The sequence below is a fragment of the Leadbetterella sp. DM7 genome (genome assembly GCF_040829825.2).
Lineage (GTDB): Bacteria > Bacteroidota > Bacteroidia > Cytophagales > Spirosomataceae > Leadbetterella.
The window spans coordinates 242,203-268,832 of sequence record NZ_JBFOLH020000005.1 but is presented as its reverse complement, the minus strand read 5'-3'; the positions used below and the strand labels follow the sequence as shown (position 1 = coordinate 268,832).

Below are 26,630 nucleotides of genomic sequence, written 5' to 3'. Positions count from 1 at the left end.
GTTCATTATATTCCGGTTATGGTTACTTTTCTGTATTGATCCAGCTCTTCCTTTTGTATCAAAGTTTGCTCGCCTGATTTTTGCCACTCCACTTTGATCCTATCCGGAGAGAGACCTTTGTTAATTAAATATCGGGTAACTCCCTGCGCTCTGTATTTTGCTAAGGTTTCATTTAATTTCCCTTCTCCAACGCCATCCGTAAAGCCCTTAATTTTTATCTTTTGTTCCGGATTCCTGTTTAAATAGTTTACGATTTCTTCCAGCGACTCTTGAGCCATAGCGGTTAATTCGTATTTACTCTGTTCAAAAAAAATTTCAGAACTTCCGGATTTCTGAAATTCCGGAGCTTCAGTTGCTTCGTTATTTCCAGGCTCCTGAAATTCGGGAGTCTCGCTTAAAGACGCTGGATAAACGGCAGATATTGTATCGGTTACCGGTGTTTTTTCGGTAATATCATTCGTATTATTTTCCTGCACATACGGAGTAAGATCCACTATATTTATACCAGAAAGCGGACGGTATTCTACTTCTGACAAAAGCTCGTTATCCTGAGATAAAATCTGTATAACATACCGGCTCTGTGAATCCTGATCTAAGGAGTTGTTGCTCTTTAAAAAAGTTCTATTTATTGTACAATGCCACTCGTTCCCGATATAGTGAATCACATTGTAATTATTATTGCTTTTTTCAGGGGCACAAAATACGATATATCTTCGGTTAACCTCTGGTCTATCCAGTTTCAGGGTTTCAATAGTAAGGTGATTTTGAAGCCCCTGTTTGAATTTCCCGTAAAAATAAAGCGGGAAGCTTTTTGTATAATAACCGGCACTTTCAAATATCAGAGAATCTGTTCCTACCGGTACCTGCGCATTATATTCGTAGAAAATCCCGTTCTTACGCGGCTCGGCAAGTAGTTTTTTTGTACCGTTTTTAACACTATAAACTTTAGACGGCAAGTCGTAACCACTACGTTCATCATAAACCGAGCCTTTAAGGTGGATAACAGGTGCGTTCTGAGCATAAACACCATTTGAGATTATACACAGAAAAAAGATGTATTTATTCAGAAACCCTCCTTTCATCATGGTGAAAGTTATTTATTTAAGCTTACTATCTCCCTCTCTTGTAGCACAGGGAGATATATTAATTACGAATTATTGACATTCAAAAGGATACCCGTAGGAATCATTTTGCGCTATTGCATTGTATGAAAGTACATTTGAAATTGTTTTTCATGAGTCTCCTTACACTGTTAAAGATACTTAAGTGGAACGGGCCTTACAAATGTCTGCAGCGGGTTTTACCGAATCTTTGCCGTGAATTGATAAAAAAAGATGTGAATGGTCGTTTACTGCATAGTACCCTGTATTCAAAAAGTGTACTTAAGCCTGATTTCAATTTCCCAGTCTCCGCATCATTTTCTCAAAGTTGGGTGTACCTATGCTTTCTGCACTGATAAAGGTTACCTCTCCCGACCTGTTGATCAGGAGAAACCTGGGGATGGAAGGTTCAGAAATGGCTTTGCTGAGTTCAGTATCAGGGTCTATGCGGTAATGCTCTGCGTTATCAGGGAAATCCCACTCAGAAAGGCTCTTCTCCCATTTTTTAATATCGTGGTCTTTCGATAGAAAAACTACTTTCAGATCAGGGTTTTCTTTTGCATATTTATTGAGTTTGGGGAGAGCAATTTTACATCCGCTGCACCAGGAAGCCCAGATATCGACATACACCATTTTTCCCGGATGCTTCCCGGTAAGAGAATCCCAGGAAATTACATCTCCCCGTGGCGACTCCAGCAAAGTGGATGCTATTGTTTCAGAAGTTGTTATCTCCTTCACTTTAAGCTTTCTGGCCTCAAGCAGGGCTCTATAAGCTTCGTTTTTGCAAATTTTACTGAATATAGGATAGTATTCATCATAAAAGGAGCTGTTGGTTCCTTCCTCCAGAAAGAGCTTTGTAATAAAAATAGTGCGGGTATTTCCTTCAGGCATCCTGCTGATCAAATCGATTTTCGTTTTTGTTTTTTCTTCAGCCGGGGTATCCTTCACCATGTAATTAAGGTAGTTGGTAGCAATTTTACTGAGCCAAAATGAGAACAATGAAATATCGTCCTCATTTTCAAATGCTAATGAAAATAGTCTCCCGATTTCCGCAAAATACTCGCCCGAGCCTGTTTCAGGCGTAAAATCAGGACGGCTGCTGCAAGGGTTATACGGTTGCAGCAAATAATCTAACCGTACAATCCTGTTCAGTTTTTTAAGTTTATTATAGTTTTCTCCCAGCTCGCCGGAATAGTGGTCTATCAGGCTGTCTCTGTGTAAGAAAGTTCTTTTTGAAACCTTGTACGCATCGGTAAACGAGTTTACCAGCGATAGTTTTCTTGATTCATTTGCCAGGAAAATACTTACGGAGTCTTTTTCAAAAGACTCAATCAGGTAATTAACGGCCGGATAATTTTTTGACCGGATGCTGAAGGCTGAATTCGCCCGGTGAATAAGGATGGAGTCACCCGGAAACGCAAAAAAATAATAAAAAGTAAATTGAGGAGACTTCGTATCGAGGAAATATAAAAACCGGGGCTCATTAAGCTCAGCCTTCATCATTGCGTTTTGCCCCGGAAGTTCACCAGGATCATCTGTTCCTTTTGTTTCTCCGAATATGTCAATATAATTTAGTGCTACCGGTTCGCTTTGAATGATCACACTTCTATCCCGTTGTGCATAGATACCTGATGAACAAAAGAAAATACATGCAAATAAAAAAGCTACCCTATTCATTGGTTACGTTATTAAGTGGCCCTGGAATGTTAATTTTAAAGTTACCATAATAAAACATTATGAACTGCACCTGGTAAACAAATATCTCTTTATCAGCTTTTTCTTCTTTTGAAAAACGAATCCATACTTTTCACTAAGCGTTTCAAGCGCTGATTCAATAGAATATATCCGTGAATAAGCCCGGTTCCCGGATGAATTATACGTACTATACCCCATAGAATTTAATCTACCGGCTCCCATAGCTGAACCTTGTTCCCTTCGGCATCCAGGATATGCACAAATTTCCCGTAATCGTAGGTTTCAATGGTATCCAGCACGGTTACCCCTTCTTTTTTTAGTTCCTCTACCAGCGCTTCCAGGTTTTCCACCCGGTAATTTATCATATAGTCTTTTGCAAAATATGCCGAGGTTTCGGCAAACGGTGTCCATTGTGTATGGGCTTTGGTGCCGCCGGGTCCTTCGTACCATTCAAAAGTGGCTCCGTAAGGATTGGTGGTCAAACCGAGGTGCTTGCGGTACCATTCCGTCATTTTTTTGGGGTCTTTGCATTTGAAAAAAATGCCGCCGATGCCTTTACTTTTTTCATTCCTTTGTTGGGTTTCAGAGTATGCTCCGGTTTATAATTCTTTGTTTTGAGCTGCTTTCCGTTTCAAAATTAATGCACTGATAAGGGTTACGATCAATCCCAACGGATCTCCAGCCATTTCAGCAACAGCAACAGTCCTGCCAGGCCTGCACCGTAGATTATATTCGCTTTATTCAGAAGAAATATTCTTTTTGCGATAGCCATAACTTTTCGCTGGTTATTCAGCTCCCTATGCCGGGGATATCTTATTGTAAATTTAGCATAAAACCTTTTCTGCTGTTATAACCCGGTGAAAAAGTAACCCGGAAACACGCCTTTTAAGGCCGGAAAGTACCCCTCTTTCGCCGGAAAAGCAGCTCTTTTGTTTCTGTTTATTTATTATAAAATATAAAATCTATAGATTTAGTATATTTATACAAAATACACTTATATTTGCCCATAATTAGTGCGGTCAACCCGGTTATCTACCGGTCAAACGCAGTACCGGTAACCGTCTCTCCGGCATGAAACATTTTATAAAAACAACACGTATGGCCATAGCACAGGATATTTATACCTCTTCAGAGAATATTTCCACGGAAGATTTGTTCCCGATAGTGGAAGTAGAATTAAACGGAACCATTTCGTTCGACCGCCTGATCGATACCCTTTATTCCGGGCTCAATATACCCTATCGGCTGGTAAAAGCCGATATTGAGTTCTTAGGAAAGGGAAATTTCGGGAAATTGGTTCTCGAGCTCAGAACCGACAAAGAGAATACCGACAAAGCCATCCGGTATTTTAACCGGAAAAATATTAAAAATACAGTCATGCGATATGCGTAATTTTGCCCCGTTGTCTTTATTCGGGCAAACCGTTTTCGTACCCTGTAGTATTTCACTTATGAGAACTTTTCTTTGGCTTATCCCCCATCTGCTGACGGCGCAAAAGTCCGCCGGGCGCTTCAAAGTATTTAATATAAAATCTATAGATTTAATAGGATATTAATATTCCCTGCTTAACTTTGCCCCATATTTTTGAAAACAATTATGGCCAATTATCCCGAATGCCCCGTAGATCTTCTGAAAGCAGATGAGAACCAGGCACGAATTACAGCATTTTTTGTGGTTTTACTTACCGGCTTATTCCTGGCCACCGGCTCCTGGTGGATACCGGGTTTCCTGTCGGTTGATTTTGCCTTACGTGCCTTTCAATACGGTAAGGCCAGTCCCCTGGCGGTGACCAGCAGATCGGTCGTTTCTTTGTTCCGGCTCACCCCCAAACCTACTGACCGCGGTCCGAAAGTTTTTGCCGCCCGCATAGGGCTCGCTTTCAGCGTGGCCGTACTCGTTACATCGGTTTACGGGCTCACAGATGTACCCCGTTTCCTGGGAGCTGTGCTGCTGCTCTTTGCTTTCCTCGAATCGGTTTTCGGCTTTTGTGCAGCCTGCTTTCTCTATCCTTACTGGAAAAGCGCTGTCCGGTCATTTAAATAACCCGTATCAACCGCTTACTACAGGTGTGTATTAAAATCAAAAAATCATGAAAAAATATAGCCTTATCCTGGCCCTCACCGGGGCCTTCACCTTTAACCTGGCTGCCCAGGAAACCGTATCCATAAACGGCGAGCTGAAAAACTCCCCGGCCGGTAAAGTATATCTCCAGGCTTTCCGGAATAAGATATTCTATACGCTGGACTCGGCCGTGGTTACTTCCGGGAAATTCAGCTTTCGTACGGCCCTCTCCGTGCCCGAAGTATACGGCATCACAGCCGATGAACAGACGGCCCCGGCTTTTCTTTTCCTGGACAAGGGAGATAAGAACATACAGATAGAGCTCGACAGCTCGTCTTACTACCGCAATACCCGCATCACGGGTTCAGAAGCGCAGAAAGTTTTTGAAAGCTCCCGGGGCGCCGAAAGAAACCTGAAGATCGAAGATTTCCTGCGTAATCATCCGAATTCTGTTGCGTCGGCCTATATTCTCTACAGGAACTACGCTTACCGCATGGAGCCCGAAGAGATCCGGAACGCAATTGGCCTGCTGAGCCCGGAGATTCAGCATTCAGCCTATGTAAAAAACCTGTATGTATACCTGGAGACGCTTGAGAAAATAAAAATCGGCCAGCCCGCCCCTGATTTCGTATTAAACGATACCGGTGACCAGCCGGTCAGGTTCTCCAGCCATTTCGGGAAGTACATCCTGCTTGATTTCTGGGCGGCCTGGTGCGGCCCCTGCCGCAAAGAAAACCCCAACGTGGTAAGCGCCTATAACCAATACAAAGAACAGGGGTTTGAAGTTTTCGGTGTATCGCTCGATAAAACCAAAGACGCCTGGATAAAAGCCATTGAAAAAGACGGGCTGACCTGGACACAGGTTTCCGATCTGAAATACTGGCAAAGCGGTCCTGCCGCACTATACGGCGTAAGGGCTATACCGGCTAATTTCCTGATCAGCCCGGAAGGTGTTATTGTGGCTAAAAATCTGCGGGGCCAGGAGCTGCACGATAAGCTGGCGGAAGTTCTGAGCCTTAGCGGTAAGTAAACGGAGAGGGATTGCTCTCAGGCAAAAGGAGGATTTCAAAAGGAGATCCTCCTTTTGTCATTCATCTTAAAAACGTACGGAGGCCGTAAATAGTTCATGCATTTTACCGGGTTCAGATGGGCCTGCAGGTGTATATTTGCTTTATCTTTACCTGTATTTTAACCCTGGAATCATGCGAAACCGCTTTTTCTTCCTCTTTTTCCTGCTTTCGGGCCTGGCTTGTGCCCAGACCCGTACGCCCAAGGCAGTTATGGTGATTGCCGACGGAATCCCGGCCGACCTGCTGGAAAGCACGCCCACCCCTAACCTCGACATGATCAGCCGGGAAGGCGGGTACACCCGGGCCTATGTAGGCGGCGAAAAAGGGGCGTATTCCCAGACCCCGACCATCTCGGCGGTATCGTACAACAGCATGCTGACCGGCACCTGGGTCAACAAGCACAATGTATGGGATAACCGGATCGAAAATCCCAATTACCACTACCCTACTCTCTTCAGCCTCCTCCGCGAAAGCCGGCCCGAAAAGAAGCTGGCGGTGTATTCTACCTGGACAGACAACCGCACAAAGCTGCTGGGCGAGAACCTGGCCCAGACCGGCTACCTGAAGCTGGATTATGCCTTTGACGGGTACGAGCTCGACAAAGAGCGGTTTCCGCACGACTCCGAATCGGCGTATATCAACCGTATTGACGAGGAAGTGATCAGCCAGGCCTGCCGGAGCATCCGTACAGATGCCCCCGACCTGAGCTGGGTATATCTCCAGTATACCGACGACGTGGGGCATGCCACAGGCGACAGCGAAAGAATGGCCGGGGCCATCCGGAAAACCGACCGCCAGCTGGGCGAGCTTTACCAGGCTATAAAATACAGGGAGCAATACTATGCGGAAGACTGGCTGATCGTGATCGTGACCGACCACGGAAGAGACGCTGCTACCGGACTCTCGCACGGCAAACAGAGCGCCCGGGAACGCATGTCATGGATATGCACCAACAGCAAAAACCTGAACCGGTATTTCAGGATCTATACGCCGGCCATTGTAGATGTTTTGCCTTCGGTGGCCCGGCATCTGGGCCTCTCCATCCCCACTGAAAAGCGGTATGAGCTGGACGGCATACCGTTTACCGGCGACGTATCGCTGGCCGAGCCGGCGGCACGCACAGTGAACGGGGAGCTGCGCCTGGAATGGACCCCGCTGGAAACCGAAGGAAAAGTAAACGTGCTGATCTCTACTACCAACCGTTTCGATACCGAAGGGAAAGGCGATATATATCGTCCTGCCGGCAGCTTTGAGCTCAAAAGCGGTAAGGCGGTCATCCCGCTCACCCCGGAATGGAAGGAAAGCAAATTCCTGAAAATTGTGATGGAAGGAGAGAAAAATGCCGTCAACCGCTGGATAATCCAGCCGTAAAGCCGGCATTTTTCACACATCCGGTAATTATTTCAGGGTAACATCGAGGTAAACCGAATGCCGCCCGTAGGTTTCATAAAAAGGTTTAAGGACCACGCCGTCAACGGTAAACTCCAGCTTCTGCGGGTCTCCCTGGATCGATTTCCCCGGGTCTTTCGCATCCAGTGTTACTTTACGCCAGTCTTTTCTTGCTTCGGGCTCCTGGGCGGCCAGCAGAACCGGCCCGTAGAACAGGCTGGCAATATTCGGCTGGTCCATCACGGGATCCAGGTGAAAACCAAACGGCATTCTCAATTCCAGGACGTCCCCGTTTTTCCATTTGCGGCTGATTTTCAGGTAAGACCCCGGCACAGCTTTGAGCTTCTGCGCCTTGCCGTTTATTTTCACGAAGAATCCCTTTGTGGCCCAGGAAGGTACCCGCACATGAACGTCAAATTCCCCGTTCCCGCGGATGGTCAGGCGGGTCTGATCTTCTTTCGGGAAGCTGGTAGTCTGCTCCACGGTTATGCCGCGCTCGGTCCAGTGCAGGGTAGAAGGAATGTACAGGTTAACATACAGCGACCGGTTGTCCCTGCTTTTAAAGTAAATAGCGCTCTGCAGCTTGGTGTTGCTTTCTATGGCCGTGCCGTTGCAGCAGGTAAAGCCCGTCATATTGGGGTTGCCGAATTGCTTTACCGACCCCGGCCTGAGCGGCACGTGGTAGGTATTGGCCGGTGTATGTTCTGCCACAGAGGCCAGGATATGGTTGTACAGCCCGCGTTCGTAATAATCCATCAGCTCGGCCCGCTGGTCAAACAGGAACAGGTTCTGGGTGAGCTTCAGCATATTGTAGGTGGCACAGGTCTCGTTTTGTCCGCCGGCCGAGAACCCGTTTTCGTACAGGCTGGCAGGCTGGATCGGGAAGCACTCTGCGTTAGCGGGGTTACGTGCTCCGGCTACTCCGCCAATGCTGTACATATAGTCGTTCACGGCCTTGTACCAGAAATTATCGGCTACTTTGTAATATTCCGGATCATGCGCCACCCGGTACATTTCTATGCTGCCCACCACCTGGGGGATATGTTGGTTGGCGTGCAGGCCGCGGAACGTATCCACGTTTTTGGCCAGTCCGTGCGAATGCTGTGCATCGCCAAAAAACATTTTAATATTGTCAAACAGTTGAGCCGTTTTCAGGTATTTTTCCTGGCCGGTAATGTGATACAGGCGGGCCATGGCCTCGTTCATACCGCCAAACTCGCCGGCAATATAGGTATTCCACATTTTGATAAGGGTATCGCGGGGCACCTGGTTCAGGCGCGCATATACCCAGTCGCTCATGCCTGAAGCCACATCCAGGGCTTTCTTATTGCCGCTTACGTCGTACACATCCATCAGCCCGGCCAGTATTTTATGCAGGGTATAATAGGGTGCCCACACCTGGGTTTTCTGTCCGCCGTACCGGGCACCGTGCTCCAGCATAATGAACTGATCGGGCGGGTAAGCGCTGATAAATCCTTTGCCCCAGTTCCAGTAATCGTTACGAATGCCTTCCTGGCTCAGGTCGGAGTCGTACGCGGTTTTTCCGGGCCCTACCGGTACCGCAACAGGGTCGGCTACGTATTCTCCGCCGGCTGTTTTCGGTTTCCCGGATAATTGAGCCAGGTCATACAATGTGTTGACCATATACTCCATTTTTTGAGCAAAACCGGCCTGCAGGGCCTTGTCGTAACCGGTGCCGGCGTAGGCCTGGGCTATGGCGGTCAGGTAATGCCCGGTGGCATGTCCGCGCAGCTTCGTATCCTGGCTGTCCCATACGCCCAGCGGGCGCGCTCCTTCAGGCTGGGGCTGTCCGAAAGCGTGCCGAAACATATAGAGAAATGCGTCGGGATTGGTTTTGGACAGGGTATTGATAAATTTATCCCGGTTTTCAATAAACTTGGTATCGTGATGGTGGGCGTCGGTTTCCAGCGAAACCCGGCTCAGGTCAAAGGTTTCCAGCTGCGCATCGGGCGTAGTCGCAGAGCCTGTATTTTTAACCGTAACCAGGGCTTTGGGATGAAAATTGGTGCCGGCCACACGCCCGGTCAGCGTATAACGCCCGGCTTCCAGCACATCGCTGTTATCGGTGGGTGCCGGCCAGATCACCCGTACCGGCGGGCCTTCCACCCCGTTGCGGTAGGTGCCGGGCACATGACTGGGCAGGCGGGGCAGGTTTCCTGCTTCTGTTTCCACTTCTATATCCGACACCGCGGTTAAATACGCGTTGTACAGCTGCGATTCAGCCGGGGAAAACTGCGGGAGGTTCTCCTCCGGCTTGCCTACGTTCACGGTGCTTCCCTGGCTGCCGCGGGTAGCATTGTAGTAGATTCCGGCTACCTCGCGCCGGGTCAGCGGAACCCGGTAAATACGAAAATCATGGATCAGGGCGTTGAGATCAGGGTCACCGGCCAGCAACGACTTCCCGATATACAGCCGGTTGGCCGAATGGCCAAATACAGCGGCCAGCTCGCGCGGAATAGCGGTAGTTTCACCGGCCGGCTTATTATCTACATAGGTGATCATGGATTGCGACGGTATATCTACCACAATGGCCAGGTGCACCCATTTATTCAATTCTATAGCCGGTGAAACGGCCCCGGTAAGGTTTTCTTCCCCGGTGGTCAGCAGCGCCTGGTAGCCCTCACCGCTTTTAGTACCCGACGGAGCGGCAGAAAAATGCCGGCCGGCGCTTGTACCGAAGTCAAAGAAACGCTGTCCGGCGCGGTTAGAACGCAGGTAAATCCATCCCGATATGCTGATCGACTCGAGGTCGGTGAGGGTTTCTCCCGGCAGGGTGACAAACGCATTGCCTTCTCCCGAAAGCGATAAAACTTTTCCGAACCGGCTGTCGTTCACAAACTGAACGCCGGTGCCCGGCGTACCGTGCAGGTTATTGCGCGACCAGTCGCGGGTATCCCCGTTAAACACATAGCGTGCAATCATCCCTGTTTCACCGATCCCGTCCAATATCTGGTCCTGGGCCCGGGCGGTGTAAGCACCGGCGGGTAAAAGGGCTGAAAGCAGGATAATCCGCAGAAATACTTTGTACATCTTCATAGTTTAATCATTTACACCTTGCAAAACTAGGAAGAATACCGCTGGGTATATAAATCTATTTTAGCGAATGGTTACACGATATTAACAGCCGCACCCTGCTTCTTCAGTTTTTTCATTACTTCCTGCAAAGGCAGCGCATTCAGCGTCATATCGGCGGGGAGTCCCGCCTTCCGGGCAATCATCACCCCGTAGCGTATGTCGAGCAGGCCGTCTGTGCTGTGGGCGTCGGGGTTAATGCTGATCATCACCCCCTTTTCGAGGCAGTAACCTATCCAGGCCCAGTCCAGGTCCAGGCGGTACGGGCTGGCATTCAGCTCCATGATCACCCCATTGGCGGCACAGGCGTCTATCACTTTCCGGTGATCAACGGGGTAGCCGGTTCTGCGAAGCAGCAGACGCCCGGTGGGGTGCCCCAGTATGCTGGTATACGGGTTTTCAATGGCACGGATCAGCCGGGCCGTTGCTTTTTCGATGTCCATGCTGAGCACCGAATGCACAGAGGCCACAATATAATCAAAGGTTTTCAGCACCTCCGTATCGTAATCCAGGCTTCCGTCAGGAAGAATATCCGACTCTATCCCCTTCAGTATCCGGAACTGCCCGGCATACCCGGCATTCAGCTCGTCAATCTCCCGCTGCTGCCGGTAAACTGTTTCCGGCCACAGCCCTCTTGCATAGGCGGCAGTCTGGCTGTGATCGGCTATGCCGAAGTACTCCCAGCCCAGGCTGCGGCAGGCTTCCGCCATTTCTGTCAGGGTATGCTTGCCGTCGGAATAAGTAGAATGGTTGTGTACGGTTCCTTTTATTTTTTCCCAGGAAATAAGGGTTTCGGGATCCACGGCCCGTTCAAATTCCCCGCAGCCGTTCCGCATTTCCGGGATAATGTACGCAAAGCCGAATTGCCTGTAGGCCTCTTCTTCCGACTCAAACCCGCTTTTGCCCAGGAAGCTGAGAAACGTTTCGTCGTTGCCGTTCCGGTACATCAGGTGGTCTTCTGCCGCACTTTTAATGATGCTTTTGGCCACGCGATCGCGGGCAGATACTTTTTCCATCACCACAGGGATCTCAAAGTTGCGGTAATGCCCGCGCCAGGTTCCCGGTGATGATTGCTTAATATCCTGGTGGAAAGTATCTTCGGGCAGCCTGATCCCGCCAAACCCGTCTTTCACCACTATAAACGCCAGCTCGGCCACCGTATTTTCGTACCGCAGGGCCTCCCCGCTCAGGTAGGTATCCGGGTAAATTTTCCTGACTTCTTCCAGAATCTCCCCGCCCAACAGCAGCGCTTCATCCAGACGAAGCTTCCCTTTCAGGCTTTCCAGGAAGGCGATTGACTCGAGGATAGACTCCTGGGTTTTTACGCCAAAGCCTTTCAGCTGTGCTATTACCCCCTTTTCACAGGCCTCCCTGAGGCTTTCGAGACCGGTGATCTGCAGGTCTTTCCACAGGGCTTTTACCTTTTTGATGCCCAGGCCCTTGACCTGCATCACCTCGAAAATACCTGCCGGTGTTTTTTCCGCCAGCTCCGCCAGCTCGGCCAGCGTACCGGTTTCCAGGATTTCCAGGATAGCCGGCTGCAGTATCTTTCCGTATACCCGGATCTGCCCGATCTGCGCAGGCGTCATCCCGGCAATCTGCTTATCCAGTCTTTCAAGGGTAAATACCGAATCTACGTAGGCTTTGGCCCTTACCGGGTCTGTATCGTGCAGGTCCAGGAGCTTGCCGTCAAGCTGGAGAATGTCAGCAATATCCGAGTTGGTCAGTTGGTTTTCCATAGCCTGCAAAGTTAAAAAACAAAAAAAGATATCCTAACGGATATCTTTTTTAAAAAATGTCTTGGGTTACAGCTTATTTGGTGCTGTCAGCTGTGGCTGTAGAGGTCGGAGCCGGTAAAGCAGGAACCGCAGTGGTGGTAGTCGCTTTTTCCACGTTTACATCACTTTGCGTGGCCTGCTGAGTGCCGCTTGATTTGATAAAGATCAGCGTTCCCAGTGAACCTACCAGGATAAAGGTGAAAAACCCCCAGGTCAGCCGCTCTACAATATCGCCTGTCTTCTGAACACCGAACATCTGCGCACCGCCGCTTCCGCCGAATTCAGACGAAAGTCCGCCGCCTTTCGGATTCTGTATCAAAACCACAATGGTCAGAAGAATAGCCGCTATAATTAACAATACAATAATAGTAGTTACCATACAATTTCAAAATTTCGAGCCGCAAAGATAGTGATTTATAACTATCCTGTATATAATGTTGTACTTTTTTTTAATGCAGATCCTGTCCCGGCTCACCTTTTACCGGGTAATGCTTCAGGTATTTCCGGATTGCCTTCTTCTGAAGCGCCAGCCGCGTGGCCCGTGAAAGCTTTTCTCCGGGAAACTCCGGCACCGGCTCTTCCCTCACCGGCCGCAGCAGCTCGTCCAGCAAGTCCGTATTTCTCCGGATGATCTCCCGCCCTTTCTCCCAGTATTCGGCATACGTTTCAAAAACAGGGTAATGAGTCAGGAGGGCAAAGGGCAGTTCAAAATCGCGGTGGTTGGCACAGATAAAGACCAGCTTGCGGGTGTCTTCCCCGCTGGTGAAATCTTTACTCCCGATGATCCGGTTCAGCTCTTTCACCATTTTGCTACGGTATCTCCGAAAATATTAAGCACCAGCTGATCCAGGATTTTCGGTACCAGCGTGGGTTCTGCTTCGGTTAAGGTCTGGTTCTGCGGGTAATCCATATAAAAAGAGAAATCTTTTTCAAAATTATCCGCCTCGTTGTACTTGTTGGAAAACACTACCTCTACCACAATGGTCAGCCGGTTCATGGCGGCCTTATCGCCGCTGGCAGAAGACGCCACCCCGTCAGTACGGTAATCCACCACCGAGCCTTCGATCTGGATATCGCCCCCCTGGGCCACCTGCTTCAGCTTGGTGTTCCGCTGGTAATATTCTTTCAGCTTTTCGGTCAGGTCCTGCGACAGCGTAGCGTAGCCCGACGGCGCCGACATGGTGATGTTCTGAATGGAAAACGTTTTCACATCTGACGAGAGCGTACTCCGGCCGGTAAATGAATATACTCCGCAAGACGTCAGCAGGAAAGACAATAAAACACTAAGGCTTCTCATCGGTAATATCGTATTGTTTGATCTTTCTGTATAACGTGCGTTCTGAAATTCCGAGGCTCTGGGCCGCATATTTACGTTTAAAATTGCTTTTCCGGAGGGCCTTGATGATCATTTCCTTTTCGTTTTTTTCGAGTGAAAGAGAATCTTCGTCCGTTTCATGGGTAATGTCTTCAATGTCTTCGTTGTTTCGCTGAACATCGTCAATTTTCAGGGTACTGGTGCTGAACGGCGAATACAGGCTGCTGTCGGGATGCGCATATAGCATCGGCGTTTCTGTGGCCACTTCGTGAAAAAATTCAGGGCTGACCGAGTCTTTGTCAACCGCATTGCCCGACATCATCGAATACACCAGCCTTTTCAGATCGGTCACGTCTTTCTTCATATCAAAAAGCACCTTATAGAGGAGCTCCCGCTCTGAAAAGTCCTGTCCCTCTTTCATGTTCAGCAGGGCGGGCAGGCCCGAAGCCTGCTCTTTGGGCAGGTACTTGGACAGCACCGTTCCGCTTATCAGGCGGTCAGGCTCCAGCAGGGTGATCTGCTCGGCTATATTCTTCAGCTGGCGTATATTTCCCGGGAAACGGAAAGAACGGAGCATGATCCGGGCGTCTTCGGCCAGCTCTACAGGCTGTATACGGTTTTTCTCGGCAAAATCAGTGGTAAATTTGAGGAAAAGCAGCTCTATATCAAACCCCCTGTCCCGCAGCGGCGGTACTTTGATGGGCACCGTATTCAGCCGGTAATAGAGGTCTTCTCTGAACTTCCCGTTCTCTACCGCTGACATCAGATCCACATTGGTGGCTGCTACTACCCGCACATCGGTTTTCCTGACGGCAGATGAGCCCACGGGGATATACTCGCCGTTTTCCAGCACCCGCAGCAGGCGCGCCTGGGTGCCCAGGGGCATCTCGCCTATCTCGTCCAGGAAGATGGTTCCCTGGTTGGTGGTCTCAAAATACCCTTTACGGTCGTCTACAGCGCCGGTAAACGAGCCCTTCACGTGTCCGAAAAGCTCTGAATCAATAGTACCTTCCGGGATGGCCCCGCAGTTAATGGCAATAAAAGGTCCCCGGCGCCGGTTGCTCAGGCCATGAATGATCTTTGAAAAAGATTCTTTCCCGCTGCCGCTTTCGCCGTTGATGAGCACGGTCAGGTCGGTGGGTGCCACCTGTATGGCCACACTGAGCGCATAATTCAGGGCCGGGGCATTCCCAATGATCCCGAAACGGTTTTTTACATCCTGTATTTCACGGGTGTTCTCCATGCTCAGTCTACAATTTCCCCTTTAAGTGTGGCTGTGCTGCAGGAAGTGACCAATACGTTAACGTATTCTCCTTTGCGGTAGTGCTTACGGGGAAAAACCACCATTTTGTTCTGGTCGTTGCGCCCGCAGAGGTCTTCCGGTGAACGCTTCGATTCTCCTTCTATCAGGATCCGGTATACTTTTCCTACCGCCAGCTGGTTGCGCAGAAGCGAGTGCTCCTGCTGTTTGGCAATGATCTCGTTCAGGCGGCGTTTCTTATCTTCTTCCGGCACATCGTCTTCCAGCTTCTTGGCGGCCGGTGTGCCCGGTCTTTCCGAGTAAAAGAACATATAACCGTAATCAAACTTCACATAATCCATTAAGGTCAGGGTATCCCGGTGATCTTCTTCGGTTTCGGTGCAGAAACCGGCGATCAGGTCGTGCGAAATCCCGCAGTCTTCGCCAATGATCTCCCTGATCCGGTCTATTTTACCCAGGTACCATTCGCGGTCGTACGTACGGTTCATGAGCTCCAGGATACGCGAGCTTCCGCTCTGGGCCGGTAAGTGAATATAATTGCAGATATTGTCGTATTTCTTCATGGTGTACAACACCTCATCCGTGATATCTTTCGGGTGGGAGGTAGAAAACCGTATGCGCAGGTCGGGGCTGATGAGTGCCACGGCTTCCAGCAGCTGGGCAAAGTTAAACGACTCCTCCCCGTTCTTCCAGTTGTACGAGTCCACATTCTGTCCCAGCAGGGTCACTTCGCGGTAGCCCTGCTCAAAAAGCTCGCGCGCTTCTTTCACCACCGAGTGCGCATCGCGGCTGCGCTCACGGCCCCGGGTAAAGGGTACCACGCAGAAGCTGCACATGTTGTTACACCCCCGCATAATGGATATGAAAGCCGATACGCCGTTGGAATCCAGCCGTATCGGGGTGATGTCGGCATAGGTTTCTTCCCGCGAGAGAAAAACATTGACCGCCTTATGGCCTTCGTCTACTTCCTGGAGGAGATTGGGGAGATCACGATAGGCATCGGGCCCTACCACCAGGTCTACCATTTTCTCTTCTTCCAGGAACTGGGTTTTCAGCCTTTCGGCCATGCAGCCCAGCACCCCTATTTTCAGCGAAGGGTTGCGCCGCTTATTCGAATTCAGGATGCTGAGCCGGTTGCGTACCCGCTGTTCGGCGTTGTCGCGGATGGCGCAGGTATTCAGCAAAATGAGGTCTGCCTCCACCACATCCGAGGTGGTAGAGTACCCGTTGTTGCGCAGAATGGAGGCCACCACTTCGCTGTCGGCAAAGTTCATCTGGCAGCCGTAACTTTCTATGTATAATTTCTTGGTCCCGTTTACAAACTCGTTGACCGTAATTTTTGCTTCTTCCACTTCTTCTGTCAAATGGCTCATCTTCTTTTGAATTAAACGCACAAAGGTACGCATTTCTGACAATATGGCAGATATTTTCGCCGAGATTGTTTGCAGTGGTGTATTTTCCGGACAAACGGCCGGTTTCCTCCTAAAAAAACGGGCCGGTTAGGGTTTGGAAATCTTTTTTTTGTAATTTGAAGCCGTTATTCAACCTACCGTTAAATTGATGATTAAAAAAATCCTGTTTGTACTGGTTTGCGCCACGTACACCCTACAGGGTCAGCAGGCCCCTATGCTGGGTCCCGGCACTCCGCAGAGTGCGGGAATTTCCGAAGACCGGCTCCAACGGATCGATGCCCTGTTCACTGAAGCCATAGCCAAAGAAGAGATCCCGGGTGCCGTAGCGCTCGTGGCCCGGAAAGGCAGGATTGTTTACCTGAAGGCATTCGGCAATGCCTCACCCGGCAGAAGCCAGAAAACAGACGACATCTTCCGGATCGCCTCCCAGACCAAGGCCATTACGGCTACCGGCCTGATGATGCTGTGGGAAGAAGGGAAATTCCGCCTCGACGATCCCGTATCCCAATATATTCCTGAATTTAAAGACGCAGGCGTGCTGGATACCTTCCATGAAAAAGACTCCAGCTTTACCACTGTACCGGCGGCCCGCCCTATCACTATCCGGCACCTGCTGACGCATACTTCGGGCATTGGTTACGGCATTATTGACGACAGCACCTTCCGGAAAATTTTCCAGAAGGCAGGCATTAAAGACATCTTTTCCGGTGATCCGGTAAGCACAAAGGAAAATATCCTGCGGCTGGCAAAAATGCCCCTTCATTTTCATCCGGGCGAAAAATACAAATACAGCGAAGGACTGGATGTGGCCGGTTACCTGATCGAGCTTTTCTCGGGGCAGCCCCTTGATGTTTTCTTCCGGGAGCGGATTTTTGCTCCCCTCGAAATGCGCGATACCTACTTTTACCTGCCTGACAGCAAGGCGGCCCGGCTGACCGATGTGCAAACCAAAAAGAACGGTGTCTGGGCGGTTTTTAACGATAACCCCTATTACGATGCCCTTTACCCGGTACGCGGGGCAAAAACCTTCTTCTCGGGCGGCGCGGGGCTTTCATCTACCGCTACCGATTATGCCCGGTTTCTCCAGATGTACCTCAACAAAGGCATTTATAACGGCAAACGCCTGCTGAGCAGGCTGACCATAGACATGATGATGGCCAACCAGATCGGTGATCTCTGGGCCGGTGGCAACGAGGACCTGGGACTGGCATTTTCTGTGGTTAACCCCAAAGGAGCGGCTACCGGCGGGCTGGGCAGCGAGGGCACCTTCAGCTGGGGCGGTTATTTCAATACGCAATATTTTGCCGACCCGGAAGAGCAGGTCATCGGCGTGCTGATGAAACAAACCCAGGGGATTTCGGGCGACAATACCTCCTGGAAATTCCGGCAGGTTGTTTTCCAGGCCATTAACGATTAAATTTTCAACCTTTCAATACTCATGAGAAATACACTTGTACTCCTGATCCTTGCGATCATGACCTTTTCCTCGTGTTCGGAGAACCGGAAGATCAGGCTCCTGGTCTTCAGTAAAACGGCCAGTTTCCGGCACGATTCTATTGAACCGGGCATAGAAGCCATTAAAAAAATGGCGGCGGAAAAAGGATTTGAAGCCGACTTCACCGAAGATGCAACGGCCTTTACCGAAAAAAACCTGGCCGGCTACAGCGCCGTGGTGTTCCTGAATACCACCGGTGAAATCCTCAATGCCCGCCAGCAGGAAGCTTTTGAACGCTACATCCAGGCCGGCGGCGGCTATGTGGGGATCCACTCGGCCACCGATACCGAATACGACTGGCCCTGGTATGGCGAGCTGGCCGGAGCCGTCTTTGTTGACCACCCCGGCGTACCCAGCAATGTGCAGAAAGGCAGGTTCACCGTAGTGGAAAAAGATAACCTGGCCACCAAAGGCATGCCCGAGCATTTTGAGTACACCGACGAGTTTTACAACTTCAGGAATATTTCCAAAAATATCCACCCGCTGCTGACCATTGATGAAACCTCTTATAGCGGCGGTAAAAACCCGGATTTCCACCCCATGAGCTGGTACCAGGAGTTTGACGGCGGGCGTTCTTTCTACACGGCCCTGGGCCATACCAAAGAGTCTTTTTCTGACCCGCTTTTCCTGAATCATCTCTGGGGCGGTATTGTGTACGCTTCCGGTGGCGAAAAACCCAAACCTGTAGATTTTTCCCGGTCAAGACCCGAAGAGAACCGCTTTACGAAAGTAGTGCTGGCCGAGAAGCTTGACGAGCCCATGGAGCTTTCAGTACTGGATAACGACCGGATTCTCTTCATTCAGCGCAAGGGCGAGATCCGGCTGTTCAACAATAAAACCGGTGAGCTGAAAGACATTGCCAAACTACCTGTCAGCACCAAGTATACCAATAAGGCCGGAGAGGTACGCGAGGCCGAAGACGGGCTGCTGGGCTTGAGCAAAGACCCTGATTTTGCCAAAAACAACTGGATCTACATGTACTATTCCGATCCCGTAAAATCATCGAACGTGCTGGCCCGTTTTGAGCTGAAGGGCGACAATCTCCTGATGGATTCCCGGAAAGAGCTTCTTGAAGTGCCAACCCAACGCGAAGAATGCTGCCATACGGGCGGTTCTATTGCCTGGGACAAAGACGGGAACCTCTACCTTTCTACCGGCGATAACACCAACCCGCACGGATCAGACGGATACAGTCCCAGCGACGAACGCCCCGGACGCGAGTCGTGGGATGCACAGCGGTCATCGGCCAACACCAACGACCTGAGAGGGAAAGTGATCCGGATCAAACCCCAGCCTGACGGCACCTACACCATTCCGGAAGGTAACCTGTTCCCCAAAGGCACGCCCAATACCCGTCCCGAGATTTATACCATGGGCCACCGCAATCCTTTCCGAATCTCGGTAGACCAGCATAACGGTTATCTCTACTGGGGGGATGTGGGCCCGGATGCCCGTGATCCCAAAGAAGACCGCGGCCCGGCCGGGCACGATGAAGTAGGCCAGGCCAAAAAAGCGGGGAACTTCGGCTGGCCGCATTTTGTGGGCGACAACAAGGCCTATAACAAATATGATTTTGCGAAAGGGGTGTCGGGTCCGAAATGGGATGCCGCCGCGCCGCTCAATACCTCTAAAAACAATACCGGTCTTCAAAAGCTTCCACCGGCCCAGAATGCATTTATCTGGTATCCTTACGGCTCATCGCCTGAATTCCCGCTGATGGGTAACGGCGGCCGGAACGCCATGGCCGGGCCGGTGTATTACCAGGATGATTTCAAAGGTGCCGAAAGGAAATTCCCGTCGTACTACGACAAAAAGCTGATCACCTACGAATGGATGCGCGGCTTTATCATGGCCGTTACCCTCGACGAAAACGGCGATTACGTACGGATGGAGCGGTTCTTACCCAACCAGACCTTCAACAACCCCATGGATATGGAGTTTGCCCCGAACGGCGACCTCTACATGCTGGAATACGGCACCGGCTGGTTTGTTCAGAACGACAACGCCCGGCTGATCCGTATTGAATACAACGGCGGAAACCGGAAACCCCAGGTGGAGGCCCGTTCAAGCCAGCCGGGAGGTGCCGTGCCGCTGCAGGTAGAGCTGTCGGGTGAAGGCAGCACCGACCTGGATGATGACGCCCTGAGTTATCATTGGCTGGTTACCTCTGATAACGGCTTCAAAAAAGAATTTAAAACAGAAAAAGCAGCGCTCACGCTCGATAAGCCCGGGCTGTACAAGGCCGTACTGACCGTAAACGACGGCAAAGGCGGGGAGTCAGCGGCTACAGTGGAAATTGCCGCCGGAAACGACCTGCCTGTGGTTGACCTCTCGTTTGGCGGGCATAACACCAGCTTCTTCCGGGCCGGTGGCGCTATTCCTTACAGTGTGAGTGTGCAGGATAAGGAAGACGGCACGCTGGGCAACGGCATTGAGGCCAGCCACGTGGTATTTACGGCCGACTACCTGGCCGAAGGCTTTGACAAGGTGGAGATTTCGCAGGGACACAAAACGGCAGACGAAAACGCCATTATGATGAGCCGCGGCAGAAAGCTCATTGATGCGGCCGACTGTAAATCCTGTCACGATACCGATAAAAAATCAATCGGGCCAACCTACCGTACCGTATCGCAGAAATACGAAAAAACAGCGGATGCCGTAGGCTACCTGAGCAAAAAGATTATCAGCGGCGGAAGCGGCGTATGGGGAGAAGTAGCCATGGCGGCACACCCTGACCTGCCCCAGAAAGATGCCGAAGAAATGGCGAAGTATATCCTGAGCCTGGCCAAGGAAAAAGCCTCTGCCAGGTTACCGCTGACCGGTACCTACGTCACTGCTGTGCCGAAGGCCGATGCCGGTAAAGGATCTTTCATTTTCAGGGCGGCCTACACCGACCAGGGAGCAAACGGCTTGCCACCGGTACGTTCAGAGCATACCGTGGTATTGCGGAATTCCGTTCTTGACGTACATGCGTTTGACAAAGAGGCAGACGTCATGAAAATGTCTTTCAACGACATGAAGCTGCTTATGCCGCAAAAATCAGGTGCCTATGTGGCCCTGGAAAACATTGACCTGAAAGGAATTACCGCGCTCGTGGTGGCTGCAATGGCACCGGAGGCGCAGGTCAATGCCGTAGGCGGTAAAATAGAGCTCCGGCTGGGCAGCCCTGCGGGTACGCTGGTGGGCGAGTCGGCCCTTCTGAAGCCGGCGGCAGCGATCACCCAGAAGCCGGATATCTTAACCATACCGCTGAAAGTACCGGCAGCCGACCTGCAGAAAAACCAGGATCTTTACCTGGTGTTTGTGCATCCGGAAATTAAAGACAAAACGATCATGATAGTGGTCAGAGCAGAAGTAATAGTAGGGAAATAATCAAAAAAGTGCGCGTATCCGGGATACGCGCACTTTTTAATTCTGCCTATTTTTTCAGGCCCGAAAGAAATTCAATTACATCACGCATTTCATGCCGGCTCATGATGCCTCCCATGGCGGGCATGGCCGACGGGTAATTTTCGCGCCGGGTGATGCGTGACACAGGCACCCGCAGCGGCTCAGCTTCCGAAGTACGCAGTACCAGCTCTGAGGCGCTTTCCTTTTCCAGTATGCCCGTTACCTCCTGGCCGCCTTTCAGGGTCAGCTTAACGGTCCCGAACCCGGGGGCAAGGCGCGCTCCCGGCTCCAGCAGGGCCTGCAACAGCTGCTTCCGTTCCAGCACCCGGCCGATATTGCTCAGATCCGGGCCTACGGTTGCGCCTGCGTCGCCCAGGGAGTGGCACCTCACGCACTGTCCCGTTTCATTCTGCTTAAAATATTGTTCGCCTCTCCAGCGGTTTCCGCCGTACAGCACATCGGCATATTCTTCGTAAATATCTCCTTTCGGCAAAACGGCTTTCAGCCCGGCGGCCAGGGGTGCTGAACCCGAAGCTTCGACGGCATCAGCCAGGTCCAGCCTCAGCCCGTCAGGAAAACGCTTGTCTCTGAGCCGGCCGATCAGCTCACGGAAGAGCCCTTCGGTCCTGGTCAAAGGCATTTCGCCCAGGCTTTTCAACAGGCGCTGCTGTTCGGCCTGCTCGCCGGTTTGCAGCACCTGGCTGACCATATTGCTTAATAAGGCAGGCGAAATGTCCAGCTTGTTCAGCATGCCCAGGGCCGTGCCGCGCAGGTCTTTGTCGGGGCTTTTCAGCGCATCGTGGATCAGGTCTCCCACTTTTCCGTAATTCAGCTCAGCCAGCGCGGTAAGAATGCCCGACCGGATCTCCGGGTTGCCGGTTTTCCGGTAAATTACATCCAGCTTCCCGTTAAAATCGGTCACCTTCAGCTCTTTAAGAACATTCAGGGAGGCATTCACGATGGCCGGGTCCTTACTGGCCAGGAAACTCTCCATTTCGGGCACCAGCAGGGCTTTCACCCGGGCTGCATCACGCGTTACCCTGCCCCGGTAACGGCCGTCTACACGGTCCAGCACAGAAGGCTCTGCCCATACGGCCAGGGTAGCCAGCGCTTCGGCCCGCAGCACAGCAGGTGCCTGGTTATCGCGTGCGTACGCTACCAGGTCATTCAGCTGCTGATCTCCGCCTGTCCGCAAAGCCGCATTGATAGCCCTGCGCATAATCACCTCTGACCGGATCTCATGGCGTGTAACCAGGGCGGCCAGGGCCGGCAGGGCCTCTTTTACCGAAAGGTCGTCGTTAATGGCCCGTGCGGCTTCTGCCACAATGTACGGATCAGGATCGTTCAGTGAGCGGGCCAGCTCCGGGTCCTGTACTTTCCGCATCACCAGCACAGCCGCCAGCCGCAGCGACCTCTCCGGGCTGCTGATCAGCCCGTGCACGGCCGCGCGGTCATCTATGCGTGACAGCGCCAGCGTAGCAGCGTGCCGGATGTAAAGGTCGCTGTCGTTATTTCTTTTCAACAGGCCGATCAGCTGCGGAACAGCCGGCTTATAGGCTATGCGGCCCAGGGCCTGTGCCGCATAAAATTGTACACGCGGACTGGCATGTGCCAGCAGCGGCACCAGGGCACTGCCGGCCGGCTTATGGCGTACGTCGCCCAGCACCTTAGCTGCCTGCGCCGCAATCTCAGGGTCATTGTCTTTCAATAAACGGATCAGCAGGGCGGCATCGCCTTTCTTCGCGGCCAGAAGCTGGCCCGTTCCCCAGATGGCATGTACCCGTGCCAGCTGATTTCCCGTTTGCTGAGCAGCCTTCTCAAAGAGACCGGCACCTTCCGACCGTCCTGCCAGCTCAAACTGGGCCTTCTGACGGATCCGCTGGTCTTCAAAAAACAACAGGTCGTACAGCTCGCTCCCGTTTTTCTTGCCGTAATCGGCCGCCATCAGGGCCTGGGTCTTCTTCCTTATCCCGTTGAGCTCGGAGGTGGTCACGTCAATCTTCCACACACGTCCGTAATTCTTGGTTCCCCAGCCGTTGATCCAGTCGGCGGCGTACAGCGCGCCGTCTGTTCCAAACCGGATGCCCGTAGCGAGGATTCCGTTGACCATATCGGTTTCCGAATTAAAATCAAAGCTGGCTCCTTTGGGCTTCAGGTCAAACGACCAGATGTGCGCTCCGGAGGGCGTTCCGGTAAACTCTACCAGGAAAAATTTATTCAGCCAGCTCTTTCCCAGGGCCGTACCCGGGTTAAACTGCATACCGGTGGGGCCGTTGTGGTAATTGCGGATAGGCGGCAGGAAATAGGCGGCCTGCTGCTCGTGGCGGGGCAGGTACATGCCTTCGTCCATCCACACCTTGTACCGGTTATTCTTCGGATCGGTATACTTGCCGAACTGCCAATTGATGCGCCAGCCCGAGTCAGAACCTTCTACCAGGTGCACCAGGCGCTCCGACTCACCCGGATGGTCGCCGTCGTTATCCGAGCTGATGACATTGCCGTATTGATCAAAAACAAATTCATGGGTATTGCGGTGGCCGTGTGAAAACACTTCGAAATCCGAGCCATCGGCATTACACCGTACAATTACGCCCTCGTTCGGAAAGAAATGCCGGTTCCCGGCTTTGTCCACCACATTCATCCCCGGATCCCCGATGCCCCAGTAGATTTTGCCGTCGGGTCCTTCCACCAGGCCCGACATCCCGTGTCCGCCGAACCCTACGTGCACGTGCCAGCCGTGGGATATCGACGTCTTCTTGTCGTAATACCCGTCACCGTCGGTATCCTCCAGCCGCCACAGATCGGGTCCTAGACCTACAAAAGCGTCCTTTCTGCGCACCAGTATGGCGCCGGCCACATCGGTGATCTCTTCCCTGAAATCATTCAATACCCGCGTAGAACGATCCGCCCGGCCGTCGCCGTTGGTATCTTCCAGCTTCCAGATCTCCTCCTGCTCCACGGTCAGGTCACGCCAGTCGTGGGAGCCGTCGCCGTTCAGGTCCGGAAGCCAGTCGTTTTTCTGCGAATCTTTAGCATCAAAGAACCGTTTCAGAAAGGCCCTGCGGTCTTCCACACTCTGCCAGCTAATAGACTCGGTCATCCAGTCGCGGTGGCCCCGGATATCAAACTCCGAATTTTTCTGCCGGTTGGTGCGGGTCAGGTAAATGGTATTGTAGTCATCGATGCTCATAGATACAGGATCCGGTGCCAGCGAATCGGTAGCCCACAGGCTGATCTTCAGTCCGTCGGCCAGCTTAACCGGGGTTTCCGATTCGATCTGTGCAGCATACGCCCGGTCATCTTCAGCCGCAGATTTGACCAGGATCTCCGGCTTGCCCCCCGAATCCGACGAACGGCAGGCATAGAGGCACAAGGCCCCGCAGGTAATTAACAGGAAGGTTCTTTTCATAGGTAGAGGTTAAAGATACTGCAAAATAATGCCTGAGCAGATCCCAAACAAAAGTCTCCGGCGCGATAGTGACCTACCGGACAATTCCGTAGATATTAATAGGCCGCTTTCAGAGCCTGCAATCTTACCACTTTCGGATAGCTGGCTGCTTTATCTTCACTTCTTTCCCTCGTGCGCAGGAAGGTATTGATCTCCCGGCTATTCATATCAATCCAGGTATTATTTACCCAGGGTAGGCTATACCCACCCTTTTCATGCAAATCCAGGAAGCTGATAGTCTGTTTCCGGGTATCGATAATGTACGCTACAGGGGCGCAGGCCAAACTGGCGCTTTCGAGCTGTTCCCGGCTTATTTCTTCCGGCTCTCCGGAAAAGAGCTTCCATGAGCTACCCTTTTCTTCTTTACCCCGGTAGGCCGCCAATTGTATTTCCTCCCCTTTTTGAAGTAGGTTGAGTGTTTTGGAAAACTCCAGGTCTATCCAGCTGTATTTCTTGAAAGATTCCGGTGAGTTGCCCCGAGGCTCATCGGCCAGGAGCAGTACCCTGCCGTCCTGAACGTAAATGGCTGCAAAGGTATACGCCTTACCCATAATCTGAGCCGGGATGCGGCAATCGGTATTGTAGAATGCCTTTGTTTTACCGTCAGCTCCCAGGTGGGTAAAACCATAACCCGCCTGAACACCCCCCGGCGCACCTATACCGTAATCGGCCCCATAAACCATATTTTCCCCATTTTCGAGCGTAATTAAATAGGTATCCTGGTGTGAGCCCCCGGTAGAGACTTTCCCGGACGATTTGATCAGCTTTGCTTCTTTATCCGTTTCTTTCGACCACGGGGTTTTATACTTCACTCCCGAGGCATCAACCTTCACATAAATGCTTTTGTAGCGTAAGCCTTTTCTCAGGATGATTTTGGACAGCGATTCCTGCTCATTGGCAATAACCGATGCCTGGTCAAACTGATAATCTTCATCTTCTACGGTAAAATCATGGTGATATAGCAACTCTCCTTCTGAATTAAACCGGACAAGACTGAAAGATTTCCCGTTTTTCCGGTCGTTATAGCCGTTTCCGGTCAGCAGGACAAACCCGTCCATCTTGTTTCTTAACTCGGAAAGGCTGAACACGGGCTTTTGAGGAACTCCCTTAACCATACCATAGGCTACCACCCCGAAATCGGCTGGGAGCTGAACTTTCGCCACTTCCCGCTCTTTTAAAACAGAATCTACCTGCATAATAGTAAATAGCCCCTTGTCTATCGGCTTCAGGTAATTTAATGCGCCGGGCCGGGACTGGAACGTGGCTTTGAGTTTGGGTTCTGTTTTTAAAGCAACCTGCTTTCGCTGCGTGCCGTTATTGCCGTCAATCCAGTATTTCCCGGAATAATAATTAAAGCTGCTTTTTACGGTCAGTATTTCTGCCGAAGCTGCATACGGGCTGGAGAGCACGGTAAAGTTGTTTTTAGGCCCCGAGTACTCCAAAGCCTGCGGCTGACTTTCCAGGAGAAGGCTGTAATTGCCGCCGGTCTCATTCGAGCTTAACGGTTTTAAACCGTATTTTTCGCCGCCGTGCTTGCTTCCCAGTACCGGGTAGAACTGGTATTCAAAGGGAGCCTCCTCGTTCCCGGTGCTTAGCCGGAACACTTTTTCCTTTTGGGTTTTCAGTGCTGCATGGTCAAAGGTATACTGAGCCAGCCCGGGTAAATACGCCAGCCTGGAGGCCAGGTTTTTCGGTGCTGATGCCTGGGTTTTGAATTCAAGATAGCCGGTATACTGCTTAAACACATTGATTTCAAAAGAATTGGCGCGGGGCAGAATAGAAGCCACGTACCCGCGAATGGAAACCAGCTCTGTTTTAGGATTGCTTTGATCCTGGATGGTCCTGTACAACACCACTGAATCAGTAAGAATTACCTTCTGTGCCTGGAGGAAAGAAGGAAGGAACAGTGCACCAAAAAGCACCGCCCGGGGTAGACGTTTGCGCATAAATAAGATTGATTTAAAATATTATTTTGGAAAATAAGGAATTCAGGAAGGACAGCAGGACAGCTTTCATGAGTAATTCTAGGGTTCATTAAATAATTATAGTTGCTGCAAAGATAAAAAAAATGCAACAAAAAAGGCACCCTTCCGGATGCCCTTTTCAACCTGTCCCGGAGACAG

The 26,630-nt window shown here is 51.2% G+C and carries 18 protein-coding genes; 6 read left to right on the top strand and 12 right to left on the bottom strand.

What is annotated here, in order from left to right:
* Window positions 1–5: 5 nt before the first annotated feature.
* The 3 genes from AB2U10_RS08550 to AB2U10_RS08540 form a co-directional block, all read right to left on the bottom strand.
* Window positions 6–1,085 (bottom strand): OmpA family protein, encoded by a 1,080-nt coding sequence (locus AB2U10_RS08550; protein ID WP_367914910.1) that lies wholly within the window; start codon window positions 1,083–1,085, stop codon window positions 6–8.
* Between the two features lie 309 nt (window positions 1,086–1,394).
* Window positions 1,395–2,603 carry a TlpA family protein disulfide reductase gene (locus tag AB2U10_RS08545; protein WP_367914909.1) on the bottom strand — a complete coding sequence of 403 codons (1,209 nt, stop codon included), beginning with the start codon at window positions 2,601–2,603 and terminating at the stop codon, window positions 1,395–1,397.
* A gap of 395 nt (window positions 2,604–2,998) precedes the next feature.
* The gene (locus tag AB2U10_RS08540) at window positions 2,999–3,307 is read right to left on the bottom strand and encodes a VOC family protein (RefSeq protein ID WP_493820392.1); all 309 of its coding nucleotides are present in this window, start codon (window positions 3,305–3,307) and stop codon (window positions 2,999–3,001) included.
* A gap of 559 nt (window positions 3,308–3,866) precedes the next feature.
* Between AB2U10_RS08540 and AB2U10_RS08535 the strand changes: the two genes are divergently transcribed.
* From AB2U10_RS08535 to AB2U10_RS08520, 4 genes are all read left to right on the top strand, one after another.
* The gene (locus AB2U10_RS08535) at window positions 3,867–4,187 is read left to right on the top strand and encodes an NIL domain-containing protein (RefSeq protein WP_367914908.1); all 321 of its coding nucleotides are present in this window, start codon (window positions 3,867–3,869) and stop codon (window positions 4,185–4,187) included.
* 192 nt (window positions 4,188–4,379) lie between these two features.
* On the top strand, window positions 4,380–4,838 hold the full coding sequence (locus AB2U10_RS08530) for a DUF4395 domain-containing protein (protein WP_367914907.1): 459 nt from the start codon (window positions 4,380–4,382) through the stop codon (window positions 4,836–4,838).
* A gap of 46 nt (window positions 4,839–4,884) precedes the next feature.
* On the top strand, window positions 4,885–5,886 hold the full coding sequence (locus AB2U10_RS08525; RefSeq protein ID WP_367914906.1) for a redoxin domain-containing protein: 1,002 nt from the start codon (window positions 4,885–4,887) through the stop codon (window positions 5,884–5,886).
* Between the two features lie 172 nt (window positions 5,887–6,058).
* On the top strand, window positions 6,059–7,297 hold the full coding sequence (locus AB2U10_RS08520) for an alkaline phosphatase family protein (protein ID WP_367914905.1): 1,239 nt from the start codon (window positions 6,059–6,061) through the stop codon (window positions 7,295–7,297).
* A gap of 27 nt (window positions 7,298–7,324) precedes the next feature.
* Here the strand turns inward: AB2U10_RS08520 and AB2U10_RS08515 are convergent, their stop codons facing one another.
* The 7 genes from AB2U10_RS08515 to miaB all read right to left on the bottom strand — a co-directional run bounded on the left by AB2U10_RS08515 (window position 7,325) and on the right by miaB (window position 16,135).
* A complete protein-coding gene (locus tag AB2U10_RS08515; protein WP_493820390.1) occupies window positions 7,325–10,366 on the bottom strand; it encodes a beta-L-arabinofuranosidase domain-containing protein in 3,042 nt (1,013 codons plus the stop codon).
* Window positions 10,367–10,443: 77 nt separating this feature from the next.
* Entirely contained in the window at window positions 10,444–12,147 is a 1,704-nt protein-coding gene (locus AB2U10_RS08510) for a PHP domain-containing protein (protein WP_367914903.1), read from the bottom strand.
* A gap of 73 nt (window positions 12,148–12,220) precedes the next feature.
* On the bottom strand, window positions 12,221–12,565 hold the full coding sequence (gene secG / locus AB2U10_RS08505) for a preprotein translocase subunit SecG (protein WP_367914902.1): 345 nt from the start codon (window positions 12,563–12,565) through the stop codon (window positions 12,221–12,223).
* A gap of 70 nt (window positions 12,566–12,635) precedes the next feature.
* A complete protein-coding gene (locus tag AB2U10_RS08500) occupies window positions 12,636–12,992 on the bottom strand; it encodes a hypothetical protein (protein WP_367914901.1) in 357 nt (118 codons plus the stop codon).
* Window positions 12,986–13,483 (bottom strand): LPS assembly lipoprotein LptE, encoded by a 498-nt coding sequence (lptE, locus tag AB2U10_RS08495; RefSeq protein WP_367914900.1) that lies wholly within the window; start codon window positions 13,481–13,483, stop codon window positions 12,986–12,988. The genes AB2U10_RS08500 and lptE overlap by 7 nt, the downstream gene beginning before the upstream one ends.
* On the bottom strand, window positions 13,470–14,744 hold the full coding sequence (locus AB2U10_RS08490; protein ID WP_367914899.1) for a sigma 54-interacting transcriptional regulator: 1,275 nt from the start codon (window positions 14,742–14,744) through the stop codon (window positions 13,470–13,472). Before AB2U10_RS08490 ends, lptE begins: the two co-directional genes overlap by 14 nt.
* Window positions 14,745–14,746: 2 nt before the next feature.
* Window positions 14,747–16,135: a tRNA (N6-isopentenyl adenosine(37)-C2)-methylthiotransferase MiaB gene (gene miaB / locus AB2U10_RS08485; protein WP_367914898.1), complete on the bottom strand. Its 1,389-nt coding sequence runs from the start codon at window positions 16,133–16,135 to the stop codon at window positions 14,747–14,749.
* Window positions 16,136–16,322: 187 nt separating this feature from the next.
* Here miaB and AB2U10_RS08480 point away from each other — a divergent pair, with 187 nt between their 5' ends.
* Complete coding sequence (locus tag AB2U10_RS08480; protein ID WP_367914897.1) at window positions 16,323–17,591, top strand: serine hydrolase domain-containing protein; 1,269 nt, start codon at window positions 16,323–16,325, stop codon at window positions 17,589–17,591.
* 21 nt (window positions 17,592–17,612) lie between these two features.
* Entirely contained in the window at window positions 17,613–21,041 is a 3,429-nt protein-coding gene (locus tag AB2U10_RS08475; protein ID WP_367914896.1) for a ThuA domain-containing protein, read from the top strand.
* A 46-nt stretch (window positions 21,042–21,087) separates the two neighbouring features.
* On the opposite strand, the gene AB2U10_RS08470 is transcribed toward AB2U10_RS08475, so the two are convergent.
* Together AB2U10_RS08470 and AB2U10_RS08465 are read right to left on the bottom strand one after the other, a co-directional pair.
* Window positions 21,088–24,468, bottom strand: a complete 3,381-nt coding sequence (locus AB2U10_RS08470) for a HEAT repeat domain-containing protein (RefSeq protein WP_367914895.1) — start codon at window positions 24,466–24,468, stop codon at window positions 21,088–21,090.
* 95 nt (window positions 24,469–24,563) lie between these two features.
* On the bottom strand, window positions 24,564–26,453 hold the full coding sequence (locus tag AB2U10_RS08465; RefSeq protein WP_367914894.1) for a hypothetical protein: 1,890 nt from the start codon (window positions 26,451–26,453) through the stop codon (window positions 24,564–24,566).
* Window positions 26,454–26,630 lie beyond the last annotated feature (177 nt).

Coding starts and splice junctions, on each gene's coding strand:
- AB2U10_RS08550 (WP_367914910.1), bottom strand. CDS start 1,085: ATGATGAAAGGAGGGTTTCTGAATAAATACATCTTTTTTCTGTGTATA.
- AB2U10_RS08545 (WP_367914909.1), bottom strand. CDS start 2,603: ATGATGAAGGCTGAGCTTAATGAGCCCCGGTTTTTATATTTCCTCGAT.
- AB2U10_RS08540 (WP_493820392.1), bottom strand. CDS start 3,307: ATGACGGAATGGTACCGCAAGCACCTCGGTTTGACCACCAATCCTTAC.
- AB2U10_RS08535 (WP_367914908.1), top strand. CDS start 3,867: ATGAAACATTTTATAAAAACAACACGTATGGCCATAGCACAGGATATT.
- AB2U10_RS08525 (WP_367914906.1), top strand. CDS start 4,885: ATGAAAAAATATAGCCTTATCCTGGCCCTCACCGGGGCCTTCACCTTT.
- AB2U10_RS08520 (WP_367914905.1), top strand. CDS start 6,059: ATGCGAAACCGCTTTTTCTTCCTCTTTTTCCTGCTTTCGGGCCTGGCT.
- AB2U10_RS08515 (WP_493820390.1), bottom strand. CDS start 10,366: ATGTACAAAGTATTTCTGCGGATTATCCTGCTTTCAGCCCTTTTACCC.
- AB2U10_RS08510 (WP_367914903.1), bottom strand. CDS start 12,147: ATGGAAAACCAACTGACCAACTCGGATATTGCTGACATTCTCCAGCTT.
- secG (WP_367914902.1), bottom strand. CDS start 12,565: ATGGTAACTACTATTATTGTATTGTTAATTATAGCGGCTATTCTTCTG.
- AB2U10_RS08500 (WP_367914901.1), bottom strand. CDS start 12,992: ATGGTGAAAGAGCTGAACCGGATCATCGGGAGTAAAGATTTCACCAGC.
- lptE (WP_367914900.1), bottom strand. CDS start 13,483: ATGAGAAGCCTTAGTGTTTTATTGTCTTTCCTGCTGACGTCTTGCGGA.
- AB2U10_RS08490 (WP_367914899.1), bottom strand. CDS start 14,744: ATGGAGAACACCCGTGAAATACAGGATGTAAAAAACCGTTTCGGGATC.
- miaB (WP_367914898.1), bottom strand. CDS start 16,135: ATGAGCCATTTGACAGAAGAAGTGGAAGAAGCAAAAATTACGGTCAAC.
- AB2U10_RS08480 (WP_367914897.1), top strand. CDS start 16,323: ATGATTAAAAAAATCCTGTTTGTACTGGTTTGCGCCACGTACACCCTA.
- AB2U10_RS08475 (WP_367914896.1), top strand. CDS start 17,613: ATGAGAAATACACTTGTACTCCTGATCCTTGCGATCATGACCTTTTCC.
- AB2U10_RS08470 (WP_367914895.1), bottom strand. CDS start 24,468: ATGAAAAGAACCTTCCTGTTAATTACCTGCGGGGCCTTGTGCCTCTAT.
- AB2U10_RS08465 (WP_367914894.1), bottom strand. CDS start 26,453: ATGCGCAAACGTCTACCCCGGGCGGTGCTTTTTGGTGCACTGTTCCTT.